Genomic DNA, 21,810 nt, shown 5'->3' with positions numbered 1-21,810 from the left:
TTGAATGGATAGTAGAGAAAGGGTAGTGTAAAATAAGTTGTGTAAACACAAAAAGGAATAAATCCGTTATAGTAGAGTTGCAACACATTACTAGAAAGAGATTTATTCCTATGACTCGATTTACCACAGAATTGCTTAATTTCCTAGCTCAAAAGCAAGATATTGATGATATTTTTCGTTCTTCTCTTGAAACAGCTATGAATGCCTGCTTCAAGCAGAGCTATCAGCCTTTTTAGGGTATGAGCCCTATGAAAAAGTAGGCTATAATTCTGGGACTAGTCGTAATGGAACGTATTCATGGAAATTTGAAACCAAATATAGGAAAGTCATGGAAAGTCTGGAGAATCCGGATAATCTTTTAACTTTTTATCAGTTTCCCTACCAGATTTGGCACAGCCTTTATTCGACAAACCTCATTGAGTCTCTTAACAAAGAAATCAAACGTCAAACGAAAAAGAAGGTTTTTTTTCCTAACGAGGAGGCTCTGGACCGTTACCTAGTATTATAATTTCAAGCAAAGTCAGCGAATCCGTAAAGGGTTTGGCCAATGTTCTGACACACTTGAAAGCTTATTTGATTAAAACTTCATAACTCTACTAGAGTTTTTACACATAATTATTGACAGTATTTTTCCTTTCTGAGATAATAAAACGTCAGGAGGTATTATATGTCTAAACAAAAAATTAATCGCTTTGTCGGATCTATTGGAGCTTTTATTGGGATTCTTGTCTTTATTGCATATATTCCACAAATTATCGCTAACTTACAAGGAGAAAAAGCTCAACCATTCCAACCACTATTCGCATCAGTTTCTTGTTTAATTTGGGTAATCTATGGTTGGACAAAAGAACCTAAAAAAGATTGGATTCTCATCATTCCCAATGCAGCGGGAGTGATATTAGGTGGTTTAACTTTTATTACTTCTTTATAAAAATTATATAAACAAAACCAGCAACTTCATAAAAAAGTTGCTGGTTTTGTTCTGCCTATTGCATGAATTTGTAAGAATTTTTCATATTGAAAGTAATCAAAAATATTGAAATATAGCTGATTTTCGGGAGGTGCTTTTAGGTAATTTCAATGAAATGATTTAAAAATGGGGCAAATCAGTTATAGACAAGCAAAAAAGCCTTGTAAATCAAGGCTTTTTCCTGTTAATTTAGATGCCCCCTGCATGGATTTGTAAGAAATCTTTATATTGAAAGTAATCAAAAATGTTGAAATATAGCTGATTTTAGGGAAGTACTTTTAGGTATTTTTAATGACATGATTTAAAAGTGGGGCAAAAATGGGGCAAAAACGAATGACTCATAAAGGTTTCTAATTTGGTTTGAAAAACCTATAATACCTAATGATTATGCCATACTAGATATATAGTGTTGTTATAAATAAAAATCAGTATGAAACCAAATCCTCAAATAAAAATTGAGTGTACTCAATGGTTATGGTATAATACACATAAAAATTATATCTAAAGAAAAGAGGAAACGGCATAGCATTAAATTATAAACCCTTGTGGATACAACTCGCCAAAAAGGGATTAAAGAAAACAGAAGTTATTGTTATTGCACAGATTACAACTAATGTCATGGCACAGATGGGAAAAAATAAGCCAATCACACTTAAAAATTTGGAAAAAATATGTAATGCATTGGAATGTACTCCAAATGATGTATTTAGTTTTAAGGAGGGTGGAAATGAATGACTGAAATGAAAATAATGCTTGTAGAAGATGATACTAACTTAGCAGAGCTTATAAAGATTTATTTAATATCAGAGAATTGGAAAATCAGCATTTTTCATACTGGAAAAGAGGCGTTAGAGGAATTTGAAAAAAATAAATATGACTTGATATTATTGGATATTTTACTTCCTGATATAAATGGATTTGAAATATGCAAAAAGATAAGAGAAACGTCCACTATGCCAATCATTATGCTTACTGCCTTAGAAGATTCTTTTCATAGAGTGCAAGGATTGAATATAGGTGCAGATGACTATATCGTAAAACCGTTTGAACCATCTGAATTGATTGCGAGAATTAATTCTCATTTTAGAAGAAGTTATGTATTTACAAAAAATATTGTAAATACAATTAATTGTGATAGAGAAGTTAATAATTTAAAGATTAGCATTAAAACACATAAAGTTTACTATGGTAATATAGAGATTGAACTAACACCAAAAGAATTTGATATTTTGTGGTTGCTTATGGAAGAACCTGGTAAAGTGTATAATATGGATGATATACACTATAAAATATGGGGTGAAAAGGTGTTAGAAAATGAAGTTAATCCAGTTATGGTTCATGTAAGAAGAATTAGAAGTAAGTTTGAAAAGATTGGGTTAAAATCAGTCATAGTAACCGTTTGGGGAGTGGGGTATAAAATCAATGGGTAAGCAAAAAAGTTTTTTTGTGGAAGGTATTATTTATCAAATACTATGGATATTTTTAAGTACAATCCTATTTTTCATTATTTACAAAATAATGGATAATTTTTTTGTTGACAGTGTAAATCCAGAATTGCCATTAGATAAATTTGCTTCCTTTTATTTTGAAATAGGTAAATATATAATACTTTTACTAGGGGCGCTTACTATATTGATAGGAACATTTATAATACAGAAAAAAAGGTTTTATGTATATAATCAATATTTTGAGTCTGGACTGAATTATCTTAGAAGTGAAGATAAAGATTTAATACCATTTCATGAGTCATTATCAAAGGAACGAGATTTGTTTATAGAACTTCATAATTACCAAAAAGAACTTGAAAAGGAGTATGAACTGGTATATAAAGAAAAAACAGATCTGCTAACGTATTTAGCTCATGATATAAAAACTCCTCTTGCGAATATGATAGGTTATATAACACTATTAAAAGACGAAAAAAATCTTTCTGAAGAACAAAAAAACAAGTTTGTTGATGTTATATATGAGAACATAAAATATTTAAATCGTTTATGTGAAGATTTTTTTTCATATTTAAAATTCAATTTAAATGAAATTCCACTAAATTTAATGGATGTAGATATAAAAATTTTTTTTAGCCAGTGGGAAGAAGAAAAAAGTTTATCTATAAAAGATCATCTTTTAATTTTGGAGTTTTTAAATTTGGAAAACAGTAAGATTAAAACGGAACCACAACTTTTACTTAGAATAATGGAGAATCTGATTACAAATGCAGTTAATTATTCTGTGAAAGGAACAAGCATAAATATAAAGGTTGAGGAAATTAATGGAATGTTAAAAATAAGTGTTATAAACGATGTTTCTCCAAATTTAAATGTGAATTGGAATATGGTTACTTCAAAGTTTTATAGGGGAAATTTATCAAGACGAATAAGCAATAATGGATCGGGACTTGGACTTACAATTGTAAGTGACATTGTAAAACACTTGGGTGGAAATTTTGAAATTGGAGAGGAGAATAAAAGAGTTTGTGCTAAAGTAATACTTCCATATAGATTAAATTAAATCGCAAAGAAAACGCAAGAATTATTCAAAGATACCGTTAAGTATAAAGCAAAGAGCTATTCTATAATATAAGTAAGGATAGCTCTTTTATATTTGAATGGAATTATTAATTTGAATCATCATCTGTGATTATAAATATATAAAATAGAGGTGGAGTTTTATGAATTACAATAATCCTCATAGGTATAGGAACGGAGATTGAGTAGAGTTTTTGAAAACTTTATTCGGAAGAAAAATTTTACAAAAAGTTAAAGTATTTGAAGAAGATTATACTCAGCCAAAGTTGTTCAGTTATGATAGCGGATGGAAAAGTTTTTTAGGTGGAAAATGGAGACATGGTGTAGGTAGTCGATATGTTTGGTCTAAATACGATCACAATAATAAAACACATAAAACTACAGTACAAGGTGTTGGTGGTCAATTCTCTTATTCGGGTTTTACAAGCTCTGGAAGTAGAGCAGAAGCTTCTTGGGAAAAAGCTTTAAGTGGTAATAGGGATTGGGCTGATGTTAAATAACAATAAATAAAAAATAGTTGAATGAGTTTGAGCGTTGCCACGTTGTTATTTTAGCATTATGGCATTACTCATAATTGCTATTTTTATAAAGTTGGAGATGATGCAGAATGAAAAAAACAGTGGGTATATTGGTAATTTTACTAATTATAATGATTGGTGTAGGAAAGTTTTTCTATTCAGACGGCATGTTTTTAAATATATTCATAAAAGAGTTTAATACTACTGTAAACATTGTAACAAAGCCAGAAATAGCTGATAAAACAATAATTGAATTGCAGAAAATAGCCAATAAAAATGATTTAAGCTTCATAAAGGAAGAATATATTCCTAAGAATAGTAGATTTGATAAACAAAAAATAAAGATTTACATTCATCTAAATGATTCTGAATGGTTCAAGAAATCTTTTAGAAATATATCTATTGCTGATAGCAAAGACAAATTGAATGATTTTGAGAATGTAAAATCAATGAGTTTGCTCACGTCAAAAGATATAAGCTTAATTCCTTTTGAAAACGTCAGCAAGGAAAAAGTTAATGGGGATTATCATGTAAGAGGTACGGAAGTAAATATTAATAAGTTTATTGAAGAAATAAATCAAAATGAAAAATTAAAAACAGAAGTCGTGGTTAATCAGGATTTTATTGTTTCTAGTGAATTCACACAAAAACAAGCATATCTATATATGCTTACGATTTTTATTATATTTGTAGCTACTGTTTTTTGTCTAATTATTTATAATGGGATGCTTTCAAAGGAATTATCGATATCAATTTTACTAGGATACGACAAATTAACTTTAGCTATTTCTAAGGTTTTAAATATTCTTGCAATACCAGCAATAGTGGGACTTGTACTGACGATTGGAATTATAGGATATTTAGTTGCTCCTAGTGATATTTTAGGATTTATGATATCAATGAAAACAATTCTTATTTTAGTTGCTTTTATAATAGGGGGGCTAATATCAATAGAGTTTATATTGATTTATCTTAAATTAAAAGGAATTAATGTTATTGCCTTATTGAAAGGTTATAGAAGAAGTTATCATAGAAGTTCTTTTTTTATAAAAACAGGGTCGATTGTTATGGTTCTTTATTTAGCAATTGTAAGTATTTTAGGACTCGCTGATTACTCGAGTATGAAACAATACATTCCAACTTGGGAAAGCTCAAAGTATTATGCAAATATGGCTTGTGCATGGTCTTGGAGTTATGAAAAAGATGGTGATAAGTTCCATGAGATTGTTATTCCAAAGCTGAATAACTTATGGAATAGTTTGGACGATAGTGGAGCAATATTATTTAATGCTCCAAACGTTAGAAAAGAGGGAATGAATGATGATGAGGAGTATCTAAATCAACAACCGTTTCAAGGCAATTATGCCTATGTAAATAAAAATTATTTACATATTGCTAATCTCTTAGATAAAGATATGAATAAAATAGAACAATATAAAATACATGAAAATGAGTGGATTGTTTTTGTTCCAGAAGATGTTAAAATTACTGAATTTGACAAAGAAAAAATTCATGAAGATCATATTTTTCAAAATATAAAAAAACAAGGTACAATTATAGAAACATATGTAAGGCTGAAAGATAATCAAAGTGTATTTTCTTTTGATAGTGGCAAAAGAATTGATGAAGCAAACTTGAAAAATTATGTTTTGGTAGCAGTAAATGGGAAAGAATTACTCCCAGATTATGGAATCAAACTATCATCTTTAGTAAATGGGCAGCTACATCCATATGTTAAAGAGCCTAGTAGAGGATACGAGAGTTTGAAGGACATAATTGAAGAAACAGAATCTGAGCCGTTTATACTCTTTATCAGCTCAGTCTACGATGATATAGTTTCAAGAATAGACGAATATAAGATGGAGGCAAGTATATATGTTATTGGTCTTGTCTTATCTATTGTTATTTTAGCAACGTTATTAAAAATAGATAAAGAAACATATTTTTATAATCATGGACAACGAATAGATGTTTCTAGGTTGTTGGGATATGGATTTTTTGATATACATCATAAGAAAATTATTGAAAATATCGTTGGTTATATCATAAGTATTATTATTTTATTTATGGTTATTATGCTAACAGGAGTAATAAGTGATGTTGGACTGTTTATACCAAGAGATGGTTGGAGTATGTCTAAACTTTTGATTAGTTTAATAATAGGTATTTGTGGAAGCTTTATATGTTTTGGCATAGAAATTTTACAACTAAAGAAAAGTGAAAGAAGCATTGTACTTAGGTTAAAGGAGGGGTGTTAAATGCAAAAAGAAAAGGAATTGCAAATAACCTTAAGAAATGTCTCTAAGAAATATGGAGAACACAGTATTTTGGAAAATATTAGTTTGGATATTTATAAAGGAGATTTTGTTTGTATCTTTGGGAAGAGTGGAGGAGGAAAAACAACACTTTTGAATATAATTGGGACATTAGAAAATTATGATAGTGGTAGTGTAACCTGTTTTTCAAATCGAGATCCTATAAAAGATCCTAAAGTAGGAGAGCTATTACGCAGAGAAAAAATTGCTTATTTATTTCAAAATTTTGCTTTGGTGGAAAAAATGACGGTTGAGGAAAATATGATGCTTGCTGCCAAATACAATCAAGAAAAAAATAAGAAAAATCTTATAGAAGCTGCCTTGAATAAAATGGGCATTTCAGACAAATTAAAATCGAAGGTTTATGAACTTTCAGGTGGAGAACAGCAAAGGGTAGCCCTTGCAAGAAATATGATAAAACCGTTTGAAATTATGTTGGCGGATGAACCGACAGGTTCTCTTGATTATGAGAATAAAAAAATTGTAATCGATACACTTATTAGATTAAATGATGAAGGTAAGACGATCGTAGTTGTAAGTCATGATAAGGACTTTGAAAAAGTAGCACATAAGAATTATATTATTGAAAAGTCAGCTATAAGGGAGGTGTTAAGATGAAAAAGAAGATTGCTTTATTAGTACCGGTTATAGCACTGTGCATTTGTGGTTTATTCTTTTACATGAACAGAAATAGTGATGATATTGATGTTGCATTTACAGTAAAAAATGAAACAAAAGAAAAAATAGATACAGTGGGTATTGCGATGGGGAAAAAATGTATTTTGAATAGAACAAATGGAGAAAAATTTTATTTTCCAAAAGATCTAGTCAAAGAAAAACAAGACAAAGCTATTGTTTTTGTAGTATCTAAAGATGGAATCATAGCAAAGTCAGGGGAAATAGATTTAAAAGAGAATAAAGAAGTAAGTATAAGGGAAATTAAAGAAGGAGAAATATCATTGGATATAGCTGCTCAAAAAACAGATATAAAAATTAGTATTCCTAGATTAGATGCTTGGAAAGTTAGTACAGATGAAAAATTTATCAAGGGTTCTTATGAAGCAAATACTGATTCGCAATATACATTATATTTATTAGGAAAAGGCGGAAAATTAGGTATTTCCAGTACAGAAATGAAAGGAATACGTGTTATTGCAAGTTGGGAAAAACCAAAAGATAAAATAGATAGTTGGCTTATATTTAATGATTAAAAACACCCCAAAAGTTAGATTTTTTCTGTCTAACTTTTGGGGTGCAGTTCATATCCTCGCTATTTTTATTTAATCTAATAGGTCCTTATTTTCAATTAAGAGTTCTAGTGGGGATTTATCTCTTGCTACAATAAAACCAGGTTCATATTGGTTATGAAATGTTCTTTTCGGAGAAGTTGGATCCATATACAACTCTTCTCCATCTTCTGTGTATAGTTGGTTGCCTCTTGTTAGGTAAAGTAAATCCTCTAAGTACTGTCCATCAGTTTCTAGAAAATGTTCGATGTATTTGACAGCCTTTAAGATCTCACTTACTTTATCAGAGTATTCATTCGATTCAAGAACACTCTTTTCTAATTCAATCTCCTTACTCGTTCCAAAAAGTTGAGTTGGAGTTGCATTAAAATATTCTGCTATCTTATCTAAATTTGCAAAGGTAGGATAGCTTTTTTGTTTTTCGTAGTCAGAGATGGACTGTTTACCGATTCCTAATTACCTCAGTCTCTTCAGTCTGTTAATTTTTTTTCGAAAATTTCTCTCATTAGTTAAATTAAATGGTTCTTTTCAATTAAGTTTTAACTTCTATCTGGTAAGTAAAAGGAAAAATAATACCCGTGGTGCTAGTTAAACTCAAAATACAAGAAAAGCCTAAAAGGACTATACTGTAAGTGACAAAACAAAACAGGAGGATAGTCCAAATGAGCCACTTACATTAGTCCTGTGAAATACAGAACTAAATCCTTCACTTAAATTACTTGTCTAACTTTTTGGGGTCAGTACAAACAGTGCTTTTTTTGTTGAAATCGCAAAGAATCTAAGCTTTCTTTTTGCAGATAACATTCGCTCTTTTATTTTCGGTATGATTGAGTCGATGCCCCGTTCTCGACCGGTTATTATTGCAACTTATCGAATGCTAGAGCACTATGCCATCACTTTTTGGAAGAATACTTGGAGCAATTCTACGCAGAATGGAATGCGAAAAAGTGATAATTAAAGAGACGAAAAAGCTGAGAATATGATTTCCCAGCTTTTTTGAATGCGATAGAAATAGCAACTAGACTATTTACGAAAGGCCTCAATAATGTAGGTGAAGCCAGTAACTAAAAATGAAAAGGCAATGACATAAACGACAAAGACACCTGTAGCCACTGGATTGAACAGAATCACTAGACCTAGTAAAAATTCAAGCAAGGCTACCCACGTGATATTGCTACCAATAATAGGGAAAATCAATCCTAGACGATTGCCTTTAAAGAAAGCAATAATGGCTTCTACAATTAACCAAATTCCTACAATGGTCGGAATGACGACCGGCAGGGTCACAAAGCCATAAGCAACGAGGTAAAGAGCTAAGAGAAGACTAACAAATCCTTGGAAAAGATGAACAGGTGAGCGAAGCTCTTTTGGTGCAGAGAAATAGCCTAAAATAGCTGCTATAGAAGAAACCAGTAAACCAAATGAAATCCACCAGCTGTAAGCAACAAGATTAGCTACTGGGTTTGTAAATAGGAAAAGTCCTAAAAGGACAAAAACAACTCCTGCAAGGAATAGCAGTAAACGATTAGAAAATTTCATTTCAATACCCCCTATATAGTATAGTTTGCTAATAAAACTATTGTACTTATTTTTATAGAAAATGTCAATAAAATAAATAAACAATTTGGAAGTTTCAGTCTGACTTACAAAAAGAAAAGGAGTTTTCACTCCTTTTCACAGATTGAAGACAAAGTCCTTATAAAAGTGTCTTCTAAAGATTTTAACTTCAATCTGAAGCGAGGTTATCCTCGCTTTTTCTATTTATCAAACAATTCCTTATTTTCAATTAAGAGTTCTAGTGGAGATTTATCCCTTGCTTCAATAAAACCAGGTTCATATTGGTTATGAAGTGTTCTTTTCTGAGAAGTTGGATCAATATACAACTCATCTCCATCTTCTGTGTATAGTTGGTTGCCTCTTGTTAAGTAAAGTAAATCCTCTAAGTACTGTCCATCAGTTTCTAGAAAATCTTCGATGTATTTGACAGCTTTTAAAATCTCACTTACTTTATCAGAGTATTCATTAGATTCAAGAACACTCTTTTCTAACTCAATCTCTTTACTAGTTCCAAATAGTTGGGTTGGAGTTGCATTAAAATATTCTGCTATCTTATCCAAATTTGCAAAGGTAGGATAGCTTTTTTGTTTTTCGTAATCAGAGATGTCTGGAAAGATTGCTCATAAAAAAATGTGGGGCAAATGATGGGGCAAATCAGTTATAGACAAGCAAAAAAGCCTTATAAATCAAGGCTTTTTCCTGTTGATTTAGATGCCCCCTGCAGGGCTCGAACCTGCGACCCATAGATTAAGAGTCTACTGCTCTACCAACTGAGCTAAGGAGGCAAAAAAAAGCTGTATTGGTGCCGAAACTTCACGGTTTGTATTGAACCCGCGCAATTAAGCAGGTGGGCAACTTGCTCTAACTGAAGCTGCTTCCGCGTGATACGGCCTGCATGCTGTTAGAAGTCCTTTGTTTCCCTAATAATACAAAAAATAGTCGGTCAACACTTAAGTGTGAAGTCGTACACCACAGCGTTTCTATATGTATATGATACCATATTTCAAAAAAATTTCAAGGGAAAATCTCAATTTTTTGGAACCGATATCACCTTTTCTTGAGTTGATCAATCTTCTCTTTTGTCGTCCCTAGGGCTCGCTCGTATTTGCCATTTTCATTAGGAGTGAAATAGGAGGTACCCTTAATCTTGTCTGGCAGGTAGTCCTGTTGGACCCAATTACCAGGATAATTGTGGGGGTATTTGTAGTCTTGAGCATTCCCCAAGGTCTTGCTTCCGGCATAGTGGCCATCTCGTAAATGGCGGGGGATAGGAAGGTTGCCTGACTTACGGAGGTCAGACAAAGCCTTGTCCATGGCGACGTAGGCCGAGTTGGACTTAGGTGAAAGGGCTAGGTCGATGACGATGTTGGCGATGAGGATGCGGGCTTCGGGGAAGCCGATGCGCTCCGCTGCCTGAAGGGCTGTTACCGTATGGATCTGCGCATCTGGATTGGCCAGACCGATATCTTCGTAGGCAATGACTGTCAAGCGACGAGCTAAGCTGGGCAGATCACCCGCTTCGATCAAGCGTGCGGCGTAGTGAAGACTAGCATCGACATCGGATCCGCGGATGGATTTTTGAAGGGCAGAGAGCACATCATAGTGGCCGTCTCCATCTTTGTCCATGGTGATGTAGCTACGCTGGAGGCTGTTTTCCATGATGTCGAGACTGATGTGGCGAACGCCATCCTCCCCTTCCTTGGTAGAGAGGACGGCTAAATCGAGAGAGTTATAGGCAGAACGCAGGTCTCCATTGGTCGAAGTGGCGATGAAATCCAAGGCCTCCTCGTCGAGGGTAACAGGAAAGTCAAAGCCCCGCTCAGAGTCGCTCAGTGCCAACTGGATAGCCTCTTTGACCTGTTCATTGGTCAAGGGTTCCAGCTCAAAAATCTGTACCCGACTGCGAATGGCAGGCGTCACGGAGAAGAAAGGATTCTCAGTCGTTGCGCCGATCATGATGACCAGACCGCTCTCCAATAAAGGCAGGAGAAAATCTTGCTTGGTCTTATCGAGGCGATGGATCTCATCTAAAAGCAGGACTAAGCCACCTGAAAACTTGGCTTCCTCTGCGATCTCTTGCAGGCGTTTTTTGCTGTCGACGGTTGCATTGAAGGTCCGAAAGGCATACTTAGTCGTGCCCGCGATGGCAGAAGCAATACTGGTCTTGCCAATCCCTGGTGGGCCAAAGAGAATCATGGACGAGAGACGATTGGCCTCCACCATGCGGCGGATGATTTTTCCCTCCCCGATGAGGTGCTCTTGGCCGATGACCTGGTCGATGGTTTTGGGTCGCATGCGCAGGGCGAGATTGTCCGGCATGAGGGTCTCCTTTCTAGCTTTGTCTCCTTTAAAAGAGGCAGTTTTTATGGTAAGATTGTAGTAACTATTGTATCATATTCCGCTCTAAGAGTGGGAAATTAGAAAGAGGACACGATGTCTAAATATGGATTTTTGGATGTTTTAGAAGAGGAAATGGAAAAGGTCTTTCCCTTTGACTTTGAGATCAATTGGGATAAGAAGAATCATGCGGTAGAAGTGGCTTTTCTCTTGGAAGTACAAAACACAGGAGGGGTTGCTTTGGTCGATGAGTCGGGTGAAGAGTCTGACGAGGATATCTTCTTTGAAGAAGCCGTCATCTTCTACAATCCAGCCAAGTCGCATGTGGAAGAAGATGCCTATTTAACAGCCCTTCCGTATGAGCCGAAAAAAGGCTTGTCTCGAGAGTTTCTAGCTTATTTTGCGACCTTCCTCAAAGATACAGCCGAGCTGGCCTTGGATGACCTCATGGATTTCTTAGCAGACGAAGAAGCAGAGAGCTTTGAGATTGTCTGGAACCAAGAAGTCTTTGAAGAAGGGAAAGTTGGCCTAGAAGAAAGTACTTTTTACCCTTATCCGAGATATTAGAAACGAGTGGGAGAGTTTATGAAAAAAATTGGGATCTATCTGGTTTACGGCCTGTCCTTTCTTCTCTTGATGGGGGCTTTTTCCTTGGGGACGATCGCCTTTACGGAGTTAGGTTTTCAACTGGTTTTTGTACCGGGCTATCTCTTCACTTTTTCTAGCATGTATCTCATTTTCATTCTCCATGAATTGGGGCATGCTTTTTGTGGCTATCTGACGGGCTATCGGCTCGTCGCTTTAGGCTTGGGAAATTTTCTCCTGACTAAAAAAGCAGGGAAGTTTCGTCTTAGCCGCACGGCAGTTCTGAAAAATGTCGGCGCCCAGTATATTGGACTAAAAGAGGATGAAAGTGACCAACGAATGATCTTGATGCTTTCAGGTGGGATATTGGTTCATTTGACCTTACTCATCTTATCCATCCTCTTTGGAGTTCTGACACAGAGTTGGTATTTTGCAGGCACTTGGATTTGTCTTAATCTCTCCTTCATTTTGGCTAATGCTCTCCCCCTTGGGATTACAGATGGAGCTAAAATTTTAGAATTGATGCGCCATCCTGAAAATGTAACCTATGCTTATCTAGGATTGCGCCATTCTGCTCAGACCCTGCTAGCACCAGAAGATTACGATCTAAAAGATTTTGTTAGACCTGTTCCTGAGGAGGCGCAAGGAGGCTTTGTGGAGGGTGCCTTAGCCCTTCAGGGAGAAGTCTTGATTCTAGAGGGCAATCGCAAGGCGGCTAAGGAGCAGTTTCAGGCTTTACTGGAGAGAGCAGATAATCCGATGATTCAAACGGCTGCTCAGTTATCCCTACTGCATATCGCCTTGCTGGAAGGAGATGATGAGAAAGCAGAGGAGTACGCGACCATTCGACGAGTCAAGTCTTTTTTGTCGATGAAATTGACCAATATACAGGCGGTCCAAGCTTGGTATCAATTTAAGGTCAAAAAGGATTTGGCCCAGACACACAAGGCGATCAAGCTTGCTAGACAGAAGATGGATGTAAGTCGCATGTTGCGGGATGAGAAAGCCTATTACCAGCAGTGGTTAGATGAGTTGGAACAAGCAATACAGGTAGAACAGACTCAGGTGAGCTGAGAAAAGGAAAGAGAGCTGTACGATGCTTCAGATATTTAAGCGGTTATTTAGTAAAAAATCCCAAAAATCTCAAGAGCATGAGTCGATCCTTCCTCGCAATCGCTTTGCGGATCTAGATTTCGATCGAGTATTGAAGTTTGGAACTCGTCGCCTCGTTAATGAGGAGGGACGCTACGCAGAGGATGGGAAAATCACAGAACTTGAATTTCCTGAAGATTTTGCGGAATTTGAATTTCTAGTTGGTTTTAAGACGGAAGAGGAAGAGCAGTTTCAACAACTATTAGCTCGTTTAAATAGTATTGATAATGCCATTCAGTCCCATTTGGAAAGCGAGTTGCAACAACCCATCCCTCAGTATGCTAAGGATCTCGGCTATACTCAGAAGAGGTGGGAGAAAACCTTTTACTTCCATCCTTGGGTATTAAGTTTTGAGGAAAATCCGCCTAATCTTCGCTATGTTGCAGATTATGTAAATGATGAGTTTACGGTTTATTTTGCTAAAAAACATGGCAGATGGCAAGCATACTGGGATGCAGAGTGCCAAAAAGTAATCGAAGAAAGCTAGCTCGTATTTTCCTAGAGAGTAATTGTTATCATAGAAAAGAGTAAATATCATGGAATTATTGGATAGCAGAATGGATTTCCAAGGTTGCAAGATTGCCTTGATTTGTGGGGATAAGGTCTTGACTATCTTACGTGATGACAAGGACGATATCCCTTGTCCCAACATGTGGGAGTTGCCAGGTGGTGGCCGTGAAGGGGACGAAAGCCCATTTGAATGCGCTCGGCGTGAAGTTTATGAGGAACTGGGAATTCATTTAGATGAAGACTGTCTGCTTTGGAGCAAGATTTATCCTAGCGTAATCTTTAAAGACAAGCAATCGGTCTTTATGGTTGGTCAGCTAAGACAAGAACAATTTGACAATATCATCTTCGGAGATGAAGGACAAGGCTATAAATTGATGCCTATTGAGGAATTTCTCAATTCTAAACAGGCTGTGCCTCAGCTCCAGGGGAGATTGAGGGATTATTTGGAGGAAAGTTTATGATAAGACTTGAACGAGCGGGAGCAGAGGATTTAGAAACTATTATTGCAATTCAGAGAGCCAGCTTTAAGGCTGTCTATGAAAAATACCAAGATGAATACGATCCTTACCTGGAGGACCGCGAACGAATCAAATGGAAACTAGTCGAGCGTCCCAATAGCTATTACTACTTTGTGAAAGAAAACGAAGAGAAGATTGGTTTTTTACGAATTCAGACCAATGAAGAGTTAACGGAAGCTTGGTTAGGAACGGCAGCGATTCTGCCTCCGTATCAGGGAAAAGGGTATGGATCTGAAGGATTACGCTTGCTAGAAGAGGAATTTTCAACCGTTAGACAATGGGATTTGTGTACGGTGTTACAGGATGCAGGCATGGTCGCGTTCTACGAGAAGAATGGCTACCATCAAACCCATATCGAGCCTGAAAAAGAAGGCATGGATATGGTCTACATGAAAAAATTGATAGAGAAATAGAAAGGACGGTTCGGTTAAATTTCTAAACTGAACCCGCCCTAAACACTATGCCAAAAAGATAAACTTCTCTTAGACACAAGTGTCTTCAGAGAGTTTCCTATTTTGGCTTTGTGTTTTACGGGCTTGGTATCTTAATGATGGAAACATGGCAAGAGTTAAAGGTTACAGTCAAGCGCGAGGGAGAGGAGTTGGTTTCCAATCTCTTGATCGAGTTAGGTGCCCAAGGTGTTGCGGTTGAAGACAGCATGGACTATGTTGGAAATGTTGACCGTTTCGGTGAGATTTTTCCTGAGGTCGAGCAGCAAGAAGAAATTGTGGTGACAGCCTACTATCCGGAAACGGTTGATGTGGCAACGGTTGAAGCGGACTTGCAGGCTCGCTTAGCAGAATTGACCGATTTTATGGATTTGGGAGAGGTCAAGATTGGGACGACAGCCTTGGCTGAGGAAGACTGGGCGGACAACTGGAAGAAATACTATGAACCTGCTCGTATCACTCATGATTTGACCATTGTGCCATCATGGACGGACTATGAGGCAACAACGGGAGAAAAGATTATCAAGCTAGATCCAGGGATGGCCTTTGGGACTGGAACACACCCGACGACTAAGATGAGTCTTTTTGCCTTGGAGCAGGTTCTTCGTGGTGGCGAAACAGTGCTAGATGTAGGGACTGGTTCAGGGGTTCTTTCTATTGCTAGCTCTCTTCTGGGTGCCAAGGAAATCTTTGCCTATGACCTGGATGATGTAGCGGTTCGAGTGGCTCAGGAAAATATTGAGCTCAATCCTGGGATGGAAAATATCCATGTAGCGCCAGGCGATTTGCTCAAGGGGGTGGAGATTGAGGCAGATGTCATCGTGGCCAATATCTTGGCGGATATCCTTATCCATCTGACAGATGATGCTTATCGCTTGGTCAAGGATGAAGGCTATCTCATCATGAGTGGCATTATCAGGGAGAAGTGGGACATGGTCCGTGAGTCAGCAGAAGCGGCTGGATTTTTCCTTGAAACCCACATGATCCAAGGGGAATGGAATGCCTGCGTCTTCAAGAAGACCAAGGATGTCTCCGGTGTGATTGGAGGCTAGCATGCAGCAGTATTTTGTAAAAGGCCTTGCCATATCGCCTGTCACCATCGAGGACAAGGAAACCAGCAAGCACATGTTTCAGGTCATGCGCTTGAAAGAGGATGATGAGGTAACCCTAGTCTTTGATGATGGGATCAAGCGCTTGGCGCGCGTGGTCAATGTAGAGGCTCGTCAGTTTGAGTTGGTTGAAGAATTAGCTGACAATGTAGAACTACCAGTCCAAGTGACCATTGCCTCAGGCTTCCCTAAAGGAGACAAGCTCGAGTTTATCACCCAGAAAGTAACAGAACTTGGCGCTAGCCAGATTTGGGCCTTCCCTGCTGACTGGTCAGTTGCCAAATGGGACGGCAAGAAATTGGTCAAAAAGGTTGAGAAGTTAGAAAAAATTGCCCTTGGTGCTGCCGAGCAAAGCAAGCGGAATCTTGTTCCAAGTATTACCCTTTTTGAGAAAAAGGCAGACTTTCTAGCCCAACTGGACCAGTTTGATTCTATTGTTGTAGCTTACGAAGAGTCAGCTAAAGAAGGAGAATCAGCAGCCCTCATCCAAGCTGTCGCTGGTCTTGAAAAAGGAGCCAAACTGCTCTTTATCTTTGGTCCAGAAGGAGGTCTCTCACCTGCTGAAATTGAATCTTTTGAAGCCAAAGGAGCTGTTCTAGCAGGACTTGGTCCTCGTATTTTGCGAGCAGAAACAGCGCCACTCTATGCCCTCAGCGCCGTGAGTGTTATCGCAGAATTAATGAAAAACGCGTGAAGATAGATCTTCACGCGTTTCTTTTATATCTTATTTTATTCAGAATTTATTCGTTTTCTTATTTTTTATATATTACAAATTAATGAATTTTTATAAAAAATGGAGTATTTGTATAAAAATGGAGCCTACGTTCGGGATTTCTGGCTGATAGTGCTGGGAAGCTCCTCAAATAGCATGAAAGTCAATCGGACTAGTTTTCATATAGAGCTAAAAGTGATAGAATAGAAGGCAAGAAAGTGGAGAAAACTAGATGCCGAAAGAAGAACCTTTAACAGGGGGCCAGGTTATTGCCCTTACCAAAAAATACTTGTCGGGAGAGGATGTTGCATTTGTAGAAAAAGCTCTCCTTTATGCGGTCGACTGCCATAGTGGGCAATTCCGTAAATCAGGTGAACCCTATATCATCCACCCTATTCAAGTTGCCGGCATTTTGGCAAAATTGAAGTTGGATGCTGTGACCGTTGCCTGTGGTTTTTTGCACGACGTTGTCGAGGATACAGACGCAACTCTAGATGATCTAGAGCGCGAATTTGGACATGATGTCCGAGTGATTGTCGATGGAGTGACCAAGCTCGGGAAGGTCAAATACAAGTCCCATGAAGAGCAGTTGGCAGAGAACCACCGCAAGATGCTCATGGCCATGTCTCAAGACATCCGTGTCATCTTGGTCAAGCTAGCAGACCGCCTGCACAACATGCGGACTCTGAAGCATTTGCGCAAGGACAAGCAAGAGCGTATTTCTCAAGAAACCATGGAAATATATGCACCACTAGCCCATCGTCTTGGGATTTCCAGCGTCAAGTGGGAATTGGAAGATCTATCCTTCCGTTATCTCAATGAAGTCGAATTCTACAAGATTTCCCATATGATGAAGGAGAAGCGTCGCGAGCGGGAAGCCTTGGTAGAAGAAGTCGTCCAAAAGATCGAGTCCTATGCGGCGGAACGCCACCTCTACGGGAAAATCTATGGTCGTCCCAAGCATATCTACTCCATCTATCGCAAGATGCAGGATAAGAAGAAGCGCTTTGATGAAATCTATGATTTGATTGCCATTCGCTGTATCCTAGAGTCACCAAGTGACGTCTATGCCATGCTGGGCTATATTCACGAGCTTTGGAAGCCCATGCCAGGTCGCTTCAAGGACTATATCGCCAACCGTAAGGCCAATGGTTACCAGTCTATCCATACCACTGTCTACGGTCCAAAAGGTCCCATCGAGTTCCAGATCCGTACCAAGGAAATGCACGAGGTTGCTGAGTACGGGGTTGCGGCCCACTGGGCCTATAAGAAAGGGATCAAGGGCCAAGTCAACAGCAAAGAATCAGCTATTGGGATGAACTGGATCAAGGAGATGATGGAACTCCAAGACCAGGCGGATGATGCCAAAGAATTTGTCGATACGGTCAAAGAAAACTATCTGGCCGAAGAGATTTATGTCTTTACCCCAGATGGAACTGTCCGTTCCCTTCCAAAAGACTCTGGTCCGATCGATTTTGCCTATGAGATCCATACCAAGGTAGGAGAAAAGGCTGTCGGAGCTAAGGTCAATGGCCGGATGGTGCCTCTCAATACCAAGCTACGGACAGGGGATCAGGTCGAGATCATTACCAATGCCAACTCCTTTGGTCCAAGCCGTGACTGGCTCAATATCGTCAAGACTAGCAAGGCGCGTAATAAGATCCGCCAATTCTTTAAAAACCAAGACAAGGAACTCTCGATCAACCGTGGACGAGAGTTGCTCATGGCTCAATTCCATGAGCATGATATGATTGCCAACAAGTTCATGGACAAGAAGCACATGGACAAGGTCTTGCAAAAGACCAGCTACAAGACCGAAGAGGCCCTGTTTGCGGCCATCGGTTTTGGAGAAGTGGGAGCCATCTCTGTCTTTAACCGTTTGACGGAAGAAGAGCGCCGCGAAGAGGAAAAAGCCAAGGCGCGTGCGGAAGCCGAAGAGCTGGTCAAAGGTGGCGAAGTTAAGGTTGAAAACAAGAAAGATACCCTCAAGGTCCGCCATGAAGGTGGCGTAGTCATCCAAGGGGCTTCTGGTCTCTTGATCCGGATTGCCAAGTGTTGCAATCCCGTCCCAGGCGATACAATTGTCGGCTACATTACCAAAGGACGTGGGGTTGCCATTCACCGTCAAGACTGTATGAACCTGAGAGCCCAAGACAACTACGAGCAACGTTTGATCGATGTCGAGTGGGAAGACAATAACACGACCAAGGACTACATCGCCCATATCGATATTTACGGCCTCAACCGTGCAGGCCTTCTCAATGATGTCCTTCAAGTCCTCTCTAATACGGCTAAGATGATCTCAACTGTCAATGCCCAACCAACCAAAGATATGAAATTTGCTAATATCCACATTTCCTTCGGGATTCCAAACCTGTCTATGTTGACAACGGTTGTGGATAAGATTAAGAGTGTGCCGGAGGTGTACTCTGTTAAGCGTACCAACGGCTAATCTTCTGCGAAAATCGACTTCATACTGCGTTAGTTTCAACTGGCCTAACTACAGTTATGCCTGCGTCTCACTGCCTTGTCTGATGTCGATTTTCTTTGAAGATTGAGAAGCGTGGTTAGAATTCATTTATTGCTTGGTTAGCTCGCCTCGCCGTACTTCAGTACTGTCTTCGTCTCACTGCCTTGTCTGATGTCGATTTTCTTTGAAGGTAGCAGTGAATGCTCAATAGATTGTTAAAATAGGATAATAAGATGAAATTAGTGATTCAACGGGTCAAAAGGGCCTCGGTTTCTATTGATGGTCAAGTCTATAGTCAGATTCGGGATGGGCTTCTGCTCTTAGTGGGAGTGGGTCCTGAGGATGACCAAAAGGACCTGGAATACGCAGTACGAAAGGTCACGCAAATGCGAATTTTCTCGGATGAAGAAGGGAAGATGAACTTATCTGTTAAGGATATTCAAGGGGAAATCCTATCTGTTTCGCAGTTTACCCTCTTTGCCCAGACAAAAAAAGGCAATCGTCCAGCCTTTATCGGGGCAGCCAATCCAGAGATGGCCAGCCAGCTCTACGATGACTTCAATGATTTGTTAGAAAAGGAAGTCCCTGTCAAACGTGGGATCTTCGCTGCAGATATGGCAATCGAACTCATCAATGATGGCCCAGTGACTATCATCCTCGATACGAAAAATCCATAGAAAGAAAAAAACATGCCCTTGATTAAGAGCATGTGGGATTGAAGAAATAGTATTCCTAGAAACTTTCCTTAGGTGAGTACGGACGTCAGCGAACTTCTACGAAGTTCCATGACTTAGTTTTGAACCTAAGGTTTCAAAACTCCCGAATGCTTGAAACATTATTGTTTCAAGCATTTTTCTCACGGCGGAAAGTTTCGGATTTACTTTAATAATTCAAAGTAACAGAAGAACTTATTTTAAAAATTATCCAGCTATCTTAAGTAAAAAGTAGTTTGGCTACATTCAAACATGCCCTTGATTAAAGGGCATGTTTTTCTATGTAAAGTTGTTGGGCAATCAGATGATTGATCTGGATGTCTTGGTCTTTGATCTGGAGCTGATAGAGGCCAGTGTAATCGTCGTATCCTTTGAAGAGAATGTCATCTCCAATGGTCAGTTGGATCTGGTCTAAAAAATTCAGCAATTCAAAGCTATCCTGGACTCTTCGCAAACGATAGGTTCCCAGTTCGCTGACATCACTCAAACGGTCCTGGTAAGCCTCGATGAGGAGTTGTCCTTTAGGTGGAATAGTTCCTCCGTGGGGGCAGGTCCTAGGAGTGTCTAACATCTGGTCAAGTTTATCGATAAAGCGGTCGGAGACAGTATGCTCGAGCACCTCAGCCTCTTCATGGACTTCTTCAGTTGTATAGCCCAGTTTTTTGAGCAAGAACACTTCAATCAATCGGTGCTTGCGAAAGAGATCGGAAACTGTTTGAAGGCCGAGCTCGGTAAGCAGATAGCCGTGGGTCTTATCCTTGATGAGGAGATTCTCCGAGATCATTCGCTTGACCATCTCAGTCACGGCTGGAGGCGAAACCTGCATCCGGGCCGCAATCTCTTTGTTACTAATTTTTTCATGTTGCGTGCCGATTTCATAGATGCACTTGAGGTAATCTTCTTTATTTGGTGTCATAGGGTCCTCTTTTCTTCGCTCCTTCTAGTATATCAAAAAAAGCGCAAAATGGCTTGGCCAGTGGATAGGAATTGTCTGGGAGGGCGAAAGATGATAGTATAGAAGCATAAAACAAGAGCAATGTGGAAAGGAGGGTGCAAATGCAGCGACAGGAATTGGAAAAACTGGGCTGGACGACCAGAGGTCTCAGCTACTTAGAAAAACGACTGCAGTCTTGCGAAGATGAAGCAAGAAGGCAAGACTCTTACCGCTCTGTCTTCGTCTTTGCCAGCCCTCTTTTCCAAGAGATGTGGCAGAGAGAACTGCAAGGGTTGACGGAAGGCCGTGCCCAGGCCCTCTTAAGAGGGGTCATGCACCTCTGTCTCATGCCACGGGATTTATCGGGAACCTGTGAGGAGACCGCCTTCTTACTGAAGCGGTTCTGGCTAGCTTGCCCGCCTCATTCGTCTTTTTGGTCCTCTTTTTCAAGAGTGGTTCGAGTAGCATTTGCTCAGGATCCATTAGCCAGCAAAGCAGGAGATCAGCTCTTAAAACGACAGGTTCACCAGTTTCGCTATCTGCTCTCTGCCTACCAGGCCCAGTGGATTCGGGAGCATTATGCCAGAGCGGGGCAGACTGATGAAGAGGCGCTACAAGCTTACTTGCAGGAGACAAAAGGGATCAAAATCGATGCTTATGCGGCAGCTCGTCTCCATAATAAGGTATATGTAGATCAAGACGGCCAACTCGCCTTCCCATCTCGTGCTCAGGCCCAGTTGAATTTTAAGGTCTTGCTCAACTTTCATACAGAGTATATCCTGGATCAGGGTGGCCACTTTCTCAACGAAGTGGATCCGTATCAGATTTCTGAAAATGGCATTGTCAATGGAGCCAGTTTCAACTATGGCTTAGCCAAAGGCCATACCCATAAGGACTTGGATATCGATCCCGTTAAACTGTGGGATCCAGCTTTTCGCAAGAAGGTTCTCTATCAGCAGGGGATTCGCTATCTAGCTCCGAAGAATGACCGCGGAGAGCAGGGCTATTGGAGCCGGAAGGGAACCTTTGCACAAGGTGGTAAGAGCTACAAGCAACAGGTAGCACGGCGCGTGCGGAGTTTCCTCAGAGGCATCCCACGCTTACGCTGGCGAGTCCTCTTCCAGAATGGACTCCATCGGATTTTATAGTAGTCCTCTTTCGGATTGAAGACAAAGGCCTCTTAGAAACT

Annotated in this window: 24 protein-coding genes, 1 tRNA gene, 1 other RNA gene and 1 pseudogene; 20 read left to right on the top strand and 7 right to left on the bottom strand. The window is 39.1% G+C overall.

Annotated features, from left to right (window positions below; translation table 11 throughout):
* The first annotated feature begins 110 nt into the window (after positions 1 to 110).
* The 10 genes and pseudogenes from AC3E6G_RS07030 (at position 111) to AC3E6G_RS06985 (ending at position 7,539) form a co-directional block, all read left to right on the top strand.
* Positions 111 to 236 (top strand): hypothetical protein, encoded by a 126-nt coding sequence (locus tag AC3E6G_RS07030; protein ID WP_431978933.1) that lies wholly within the window; start codon positions 111 to 113, stop codon positions 234 to 236.
* 80 nt (positions 237 to 316) lie between these two features.
* Positions 317 to 581, top strand: a pseudogene (locus tag AC3E6G_RS07025) (transposase); the annotation flags it as partial.
* Positions 582 to 667: 86 nt separating this feature from the next.
* Positions 668 to 931: a SemiSWEET family transporter gene (locus AC3E6G_RS07020; RefSeq protein ID WP_048717558.1), complete on the top strand. Its 264-nt coding sequence runs from the start codon at positions 668 to 670 to the stop codon at positions 929 to 931.
* A 561-nt stretch (positions 932 to 1,492) separates the two neighbouring features.
* Positions 1,493 to 1,705 (top strand): helix-turn-helix domain-containing protein, encoded by a 213-nt coding sequence (locus tag AC3E6G_RS07015; RefSeq protein WP_195324391.1) that lies wholly within the window; start codon positions 1,493 to 1,495, stop codon positions 1,703 to 1,705.
* Positions 1,702 to 2,400 (top strand): response regulator transcription factor, encoded by a 699-nt coding sequence (locus AC3E6G_RS07010; RefSeq protein ID WP_366961713.1) that lies wholly within the window; start codon positions 1,702 to 1,704, stop codon positions 2,398 to 2,400. Before AC3E6G_RS07015 ends, AC3E6G_RS07010 begins: the two co-directional genes overlap by 4 nt.
* On the top strand, positions 2,393 to 3,478 hold the full coding sequence (locus tag AC3E6G_RS07005) for a sensor histidine kinase (protein WP_195324323.1): 1,086 nt from the start codon (positions 2,393 to 2,395) through the stop codon (positions 3,476 to 3,478). Before AC3E6G_RS07010 ends, AC3E6G_RS07005 begins: the two co-directional genes overlap by 8 nt.
* A 211-nt stretch (positions 3,479 to 3,689) precedes the next feature.
* Complete coding sequence (locus tag AC3E6G_RS07000; RefSeq protein ID WP_366961714.1) at positions 3,690 to 3,995, top strand: lactococcin 972 family bacteriocin; 306 nt, start codon at positions 3,690 to 3,692, stop codon at positions 3,993 to 3,995.
* A gap of 107 nt (positions 3,996 to 4,102) precedes the next feature.
* Entirely contained in the window at positions 4,103 to 6,271 is a 2,169-nt protein-coding gene (locus AC3E6G_RS06995) for a hypothetical protein (RefSeq protein ID WP_490700724.1), read from the top strand.
* On the top strand, positions 6,272 to 6,946 hold the full coding sequence (locus AC3E6G_RS06990) for an ATP-binding cassette domain-containing protein (protein WP_045613439.1): 675 nt from the start codon (positions 6,272 to 6,274) through the stop codon (positions 6,944 to 6,946). It abuts the gene before it with no gap.
* Complete coding sequence (locus tag AC3E6G_RS06985; RefSeq protein ID WP_195563767.1) at positions 6,943 to 7,539, top strand: conjugal transfer protein; 597 nt, start codon at positions 6,943 to 6,945, stop codon at positions 7,537 to 7,539. The genes AC3E6G_RS06990 and AC3E6G_RS06985 overlap by 4 nt, the downstream gene beginning before the upstream one ends.
* A 69-nt stretch (positions 7,540 to 7,608) precedes the next feature.
* Here AC3E6G_RS06985 and AC3E6G_RS06980 read toward each other — a convergent pair whose 3' ends face one another.
* The 6 genes from AC3E6G_RS06980 to AC3E6G_RS06955 all read right to left on the bottom strand — a co-directional run bounded on the left by AC3E6G_RS06980 (position 7,609) and on the right by AC3E6G_RS06955 (position 11,451).
* Positions 7,609 to 8,025: a helix-turn-helix domain-containing protein gene (locus AC3E6G_RS06980; RefSeq protein ID WP_366961779.1), complete on the bottom strand. Its 417-nt coding sequence runs from the start codon at positions 8,023 to 8,025 to the stop codon at positions 7,609 to 7,611.
* Between the two features lie 573 nt (positions 8,026 to 8,598).
* Positions 8,599 to 9,114: a DUF308 domain-containing protein gene (locus AC3E6G_RS06975; protein ID WP_048691578.1), complete on the bottom strand. Its 516-nt coding sequence runs from the start codon at positions 9,112 to 9,114 to the stop codon at positions 8,599 to 8,601.
* Positions 9,115 to 9,332: 218 nt separating this feature from the next.
* Positions 9,333 to 9,749, bottom strand: a complete 417-nt coding sequence (locus AC3E6G_RS06970) for a helix-turn-helix domain-containing protein (protein ID WP_225305933.1) — start codon at positions 9,747 to 9,749, stop codon at positions 9,333 to 9,335.
* 95 nt (positions 9,750 to 9,844) lie between these two features.
* Positions 9,845 to 9,917, bottom strand: a tRNA-Lys gene (locus tag AC3E6G_RS06965).
* A gap of 2 nt (positions 9,918 to 9,919) precedes the next feature.
* Positions 9,920 to 10,113: non-coding RNA, 6S RNA (ssrS, locus tag AC3E6G_RS06960), on the bottom strand.
* Positions 10,114 to 10,179: 66 nt separating this feature from the next.
* Complete coding sequence (locus AC3E6G_RS06955) at positions 10,180 to 11,451, bottom strand: replication-associated recombination protein A (protein ID WP_490700723.1); 1,272 nt, start codon at positions 11,449 to 11,451, stop codon at positions 10,180 to 10,182.
* Positions 11,452 to 11,565: 114 nt separating this feature from the next.
* On the opposite strand from AC3E6G_RS06955, the gene AC3E6G_RS06950 reads away from it, so the two are divergent.
* The 9 genes from AC3E6G_RS06950 to dtd all read left to right on the top strand — a co-directional run bounded on the left by AC3E6G_RS06950 (position 11,566) and on the right by dtd (position 19,651).
* Positions 11,566 to 12,036: a DUF3013 family protein gene (locus tag AC3E6G_RS06950; RefSeq protein WP_023027600.1), complete on the top strand. Its 471-nt coding sequence runs from the start codon at positions 11,566 to 11,568 to the stop codon at positions 12,034 to 12,036.
* Positions 12,037 to 12,054: 18 nt separating this feature from the next.
* Positions 12,055 to 13,128: a site-2 protease family protein gene (locus AC3E6G_RS06945; protein ID WP_490700722.1), complete on the top strand. Its 1,074-nt coding sequence runs from the start codon at positions 12,055 to 12,057 to the stop codon at positions 13,126 to 13,128.
* Between the two features lie 22 nt (positions 13,129 to 13,150).
* On the top strand, positions 13,151 to 13,693 hold the full coding sequence (locus AC3E6G_RS06940) for a hypothetical protein (RefSeq protein WP_490700721.1): 543 nt from the start codon (positions 13,151 to 13,153) through the stop codon (positions 13,691 to 13,693).
* A gap of 49 nt (positions 13,694 to 13,742) precedes the next feature.
* Positions 13,743 to 14,177, top strand: coding sequence for an NUDIX hydrolase (locus AC3E6G_RS06935; protein WP_490700720.1), 435 nt, complete (start codon positions 13,743 to 13,745; stop codon positions 14,175 to 14,177).
* Positions 14,174 to 14,647, top strand: coding sequence for a GNAT family N-acetyltransferase (locus AC3E6G_RS06930; RefSeq protein ID WP_490700719.1), 474 nt, complete (start codon positions 14,174 to 14,176; stop codon positions 14,645 to 14,647). Before AC3E6G_RS06935 ends, AC3E6G_RS06930 begins: the two co-directional genes overlap by 4 nt.
* A gap of 137 nt (positions 14,648 to 14,784) precedes the next feature.
* On the top strand, positions 14,785 to 15,735 hold the full coding sequence (gene prmA, locus AC3E6G_RS06925; RefSeq protein ID WP_490700745.1) for a 50S ribosomal protein L11 methyltransferase: 951 nt from the start codon (positions 14,785 to 14,787) through the stop codon (positions 15,733 to 15,735).
* Position 15,736: 1 nt separating this feature from the next.
* A complete protein-coding gene (locus AC3E6G_RS06920; RefSeq protein ID WP_490700718.1) occupies positions 15,737 to 16,486 on the top strand; it encodes a 16S rRNA (uracil(1498)-N(3))-methyltransferase in 750 nt (249 codons plus the stop codon).
* 250 nt (positions 16,487 to 16,736) lie between these two features.
* Entirely contained in the window at positions 16,737 to 18,956 is a 2,220-nt protein-coding gene (locus AC3E6G_RS06915) for a RelA/SpoT family protein (RefSeq protein ID WP_061564675.1), read from the top strand.
* A gap of 251 nt (positions 18,957 to 19,207) precedes the next feature.
* On the top strand, positions 19,208 to 19,651 hold the full coding sequence (gene dtd, locus AC3E6G_RS06910; RefSeq protein WP_490700717.1) for a D-aminoacyl-tRNA deacylase: 444 nt from the start codon (positions 19,208 to 19,210) through the stop codon (positions 19,649 to 19,651).
* Between the two features lie 298 nt (positions 19,652 to 19,949).
* Here the strand turns inward: dtd and AC3E6G_RS06905 are convergent, their stop codons facing one another.
* The gene (locus tag AC3E6G_RS06905) at positions 19,950 to 20,603 is read right to left on the bottom strand and encodes a metal-dependent transcriptional regulator (RefSeq protein WP_490700716.1); all 654 of its coding nucleotides are present in this window, start codon (positions 20,601 to 20,603) and stop codon (positions 19,950 to 19,952) included.
* A 140-nt stretch (positions 20,604 to 20,743) separates the two neighbouring features.
* On the opposite strand from AC3E6G_RS06905, the gene AC3E6G_RS06900 reads away from it, so the two are divergent.
* A complete protein-coding gene (locus AC3E6G_RS06900) occupies positions 20,744 to 21,769 on the top strand; it encodes a DUF3114 domain-containing protein (protein ID WP_195487386.1) in 1,026 nt (341 codons plus the stop codon).
* The last annotated feature ends 41 nt before the right edge of the window (positions 21,770 to 21,810 follow it).

Source organism: Streptococcus sp. SCPM-O-B-23252 (M501), from assembly GCF_058200355.1.
Note: the sequence above shows the minus strand (reverse complement) of the source record. Positions and strands in the feature narration are given on the sequence as shown.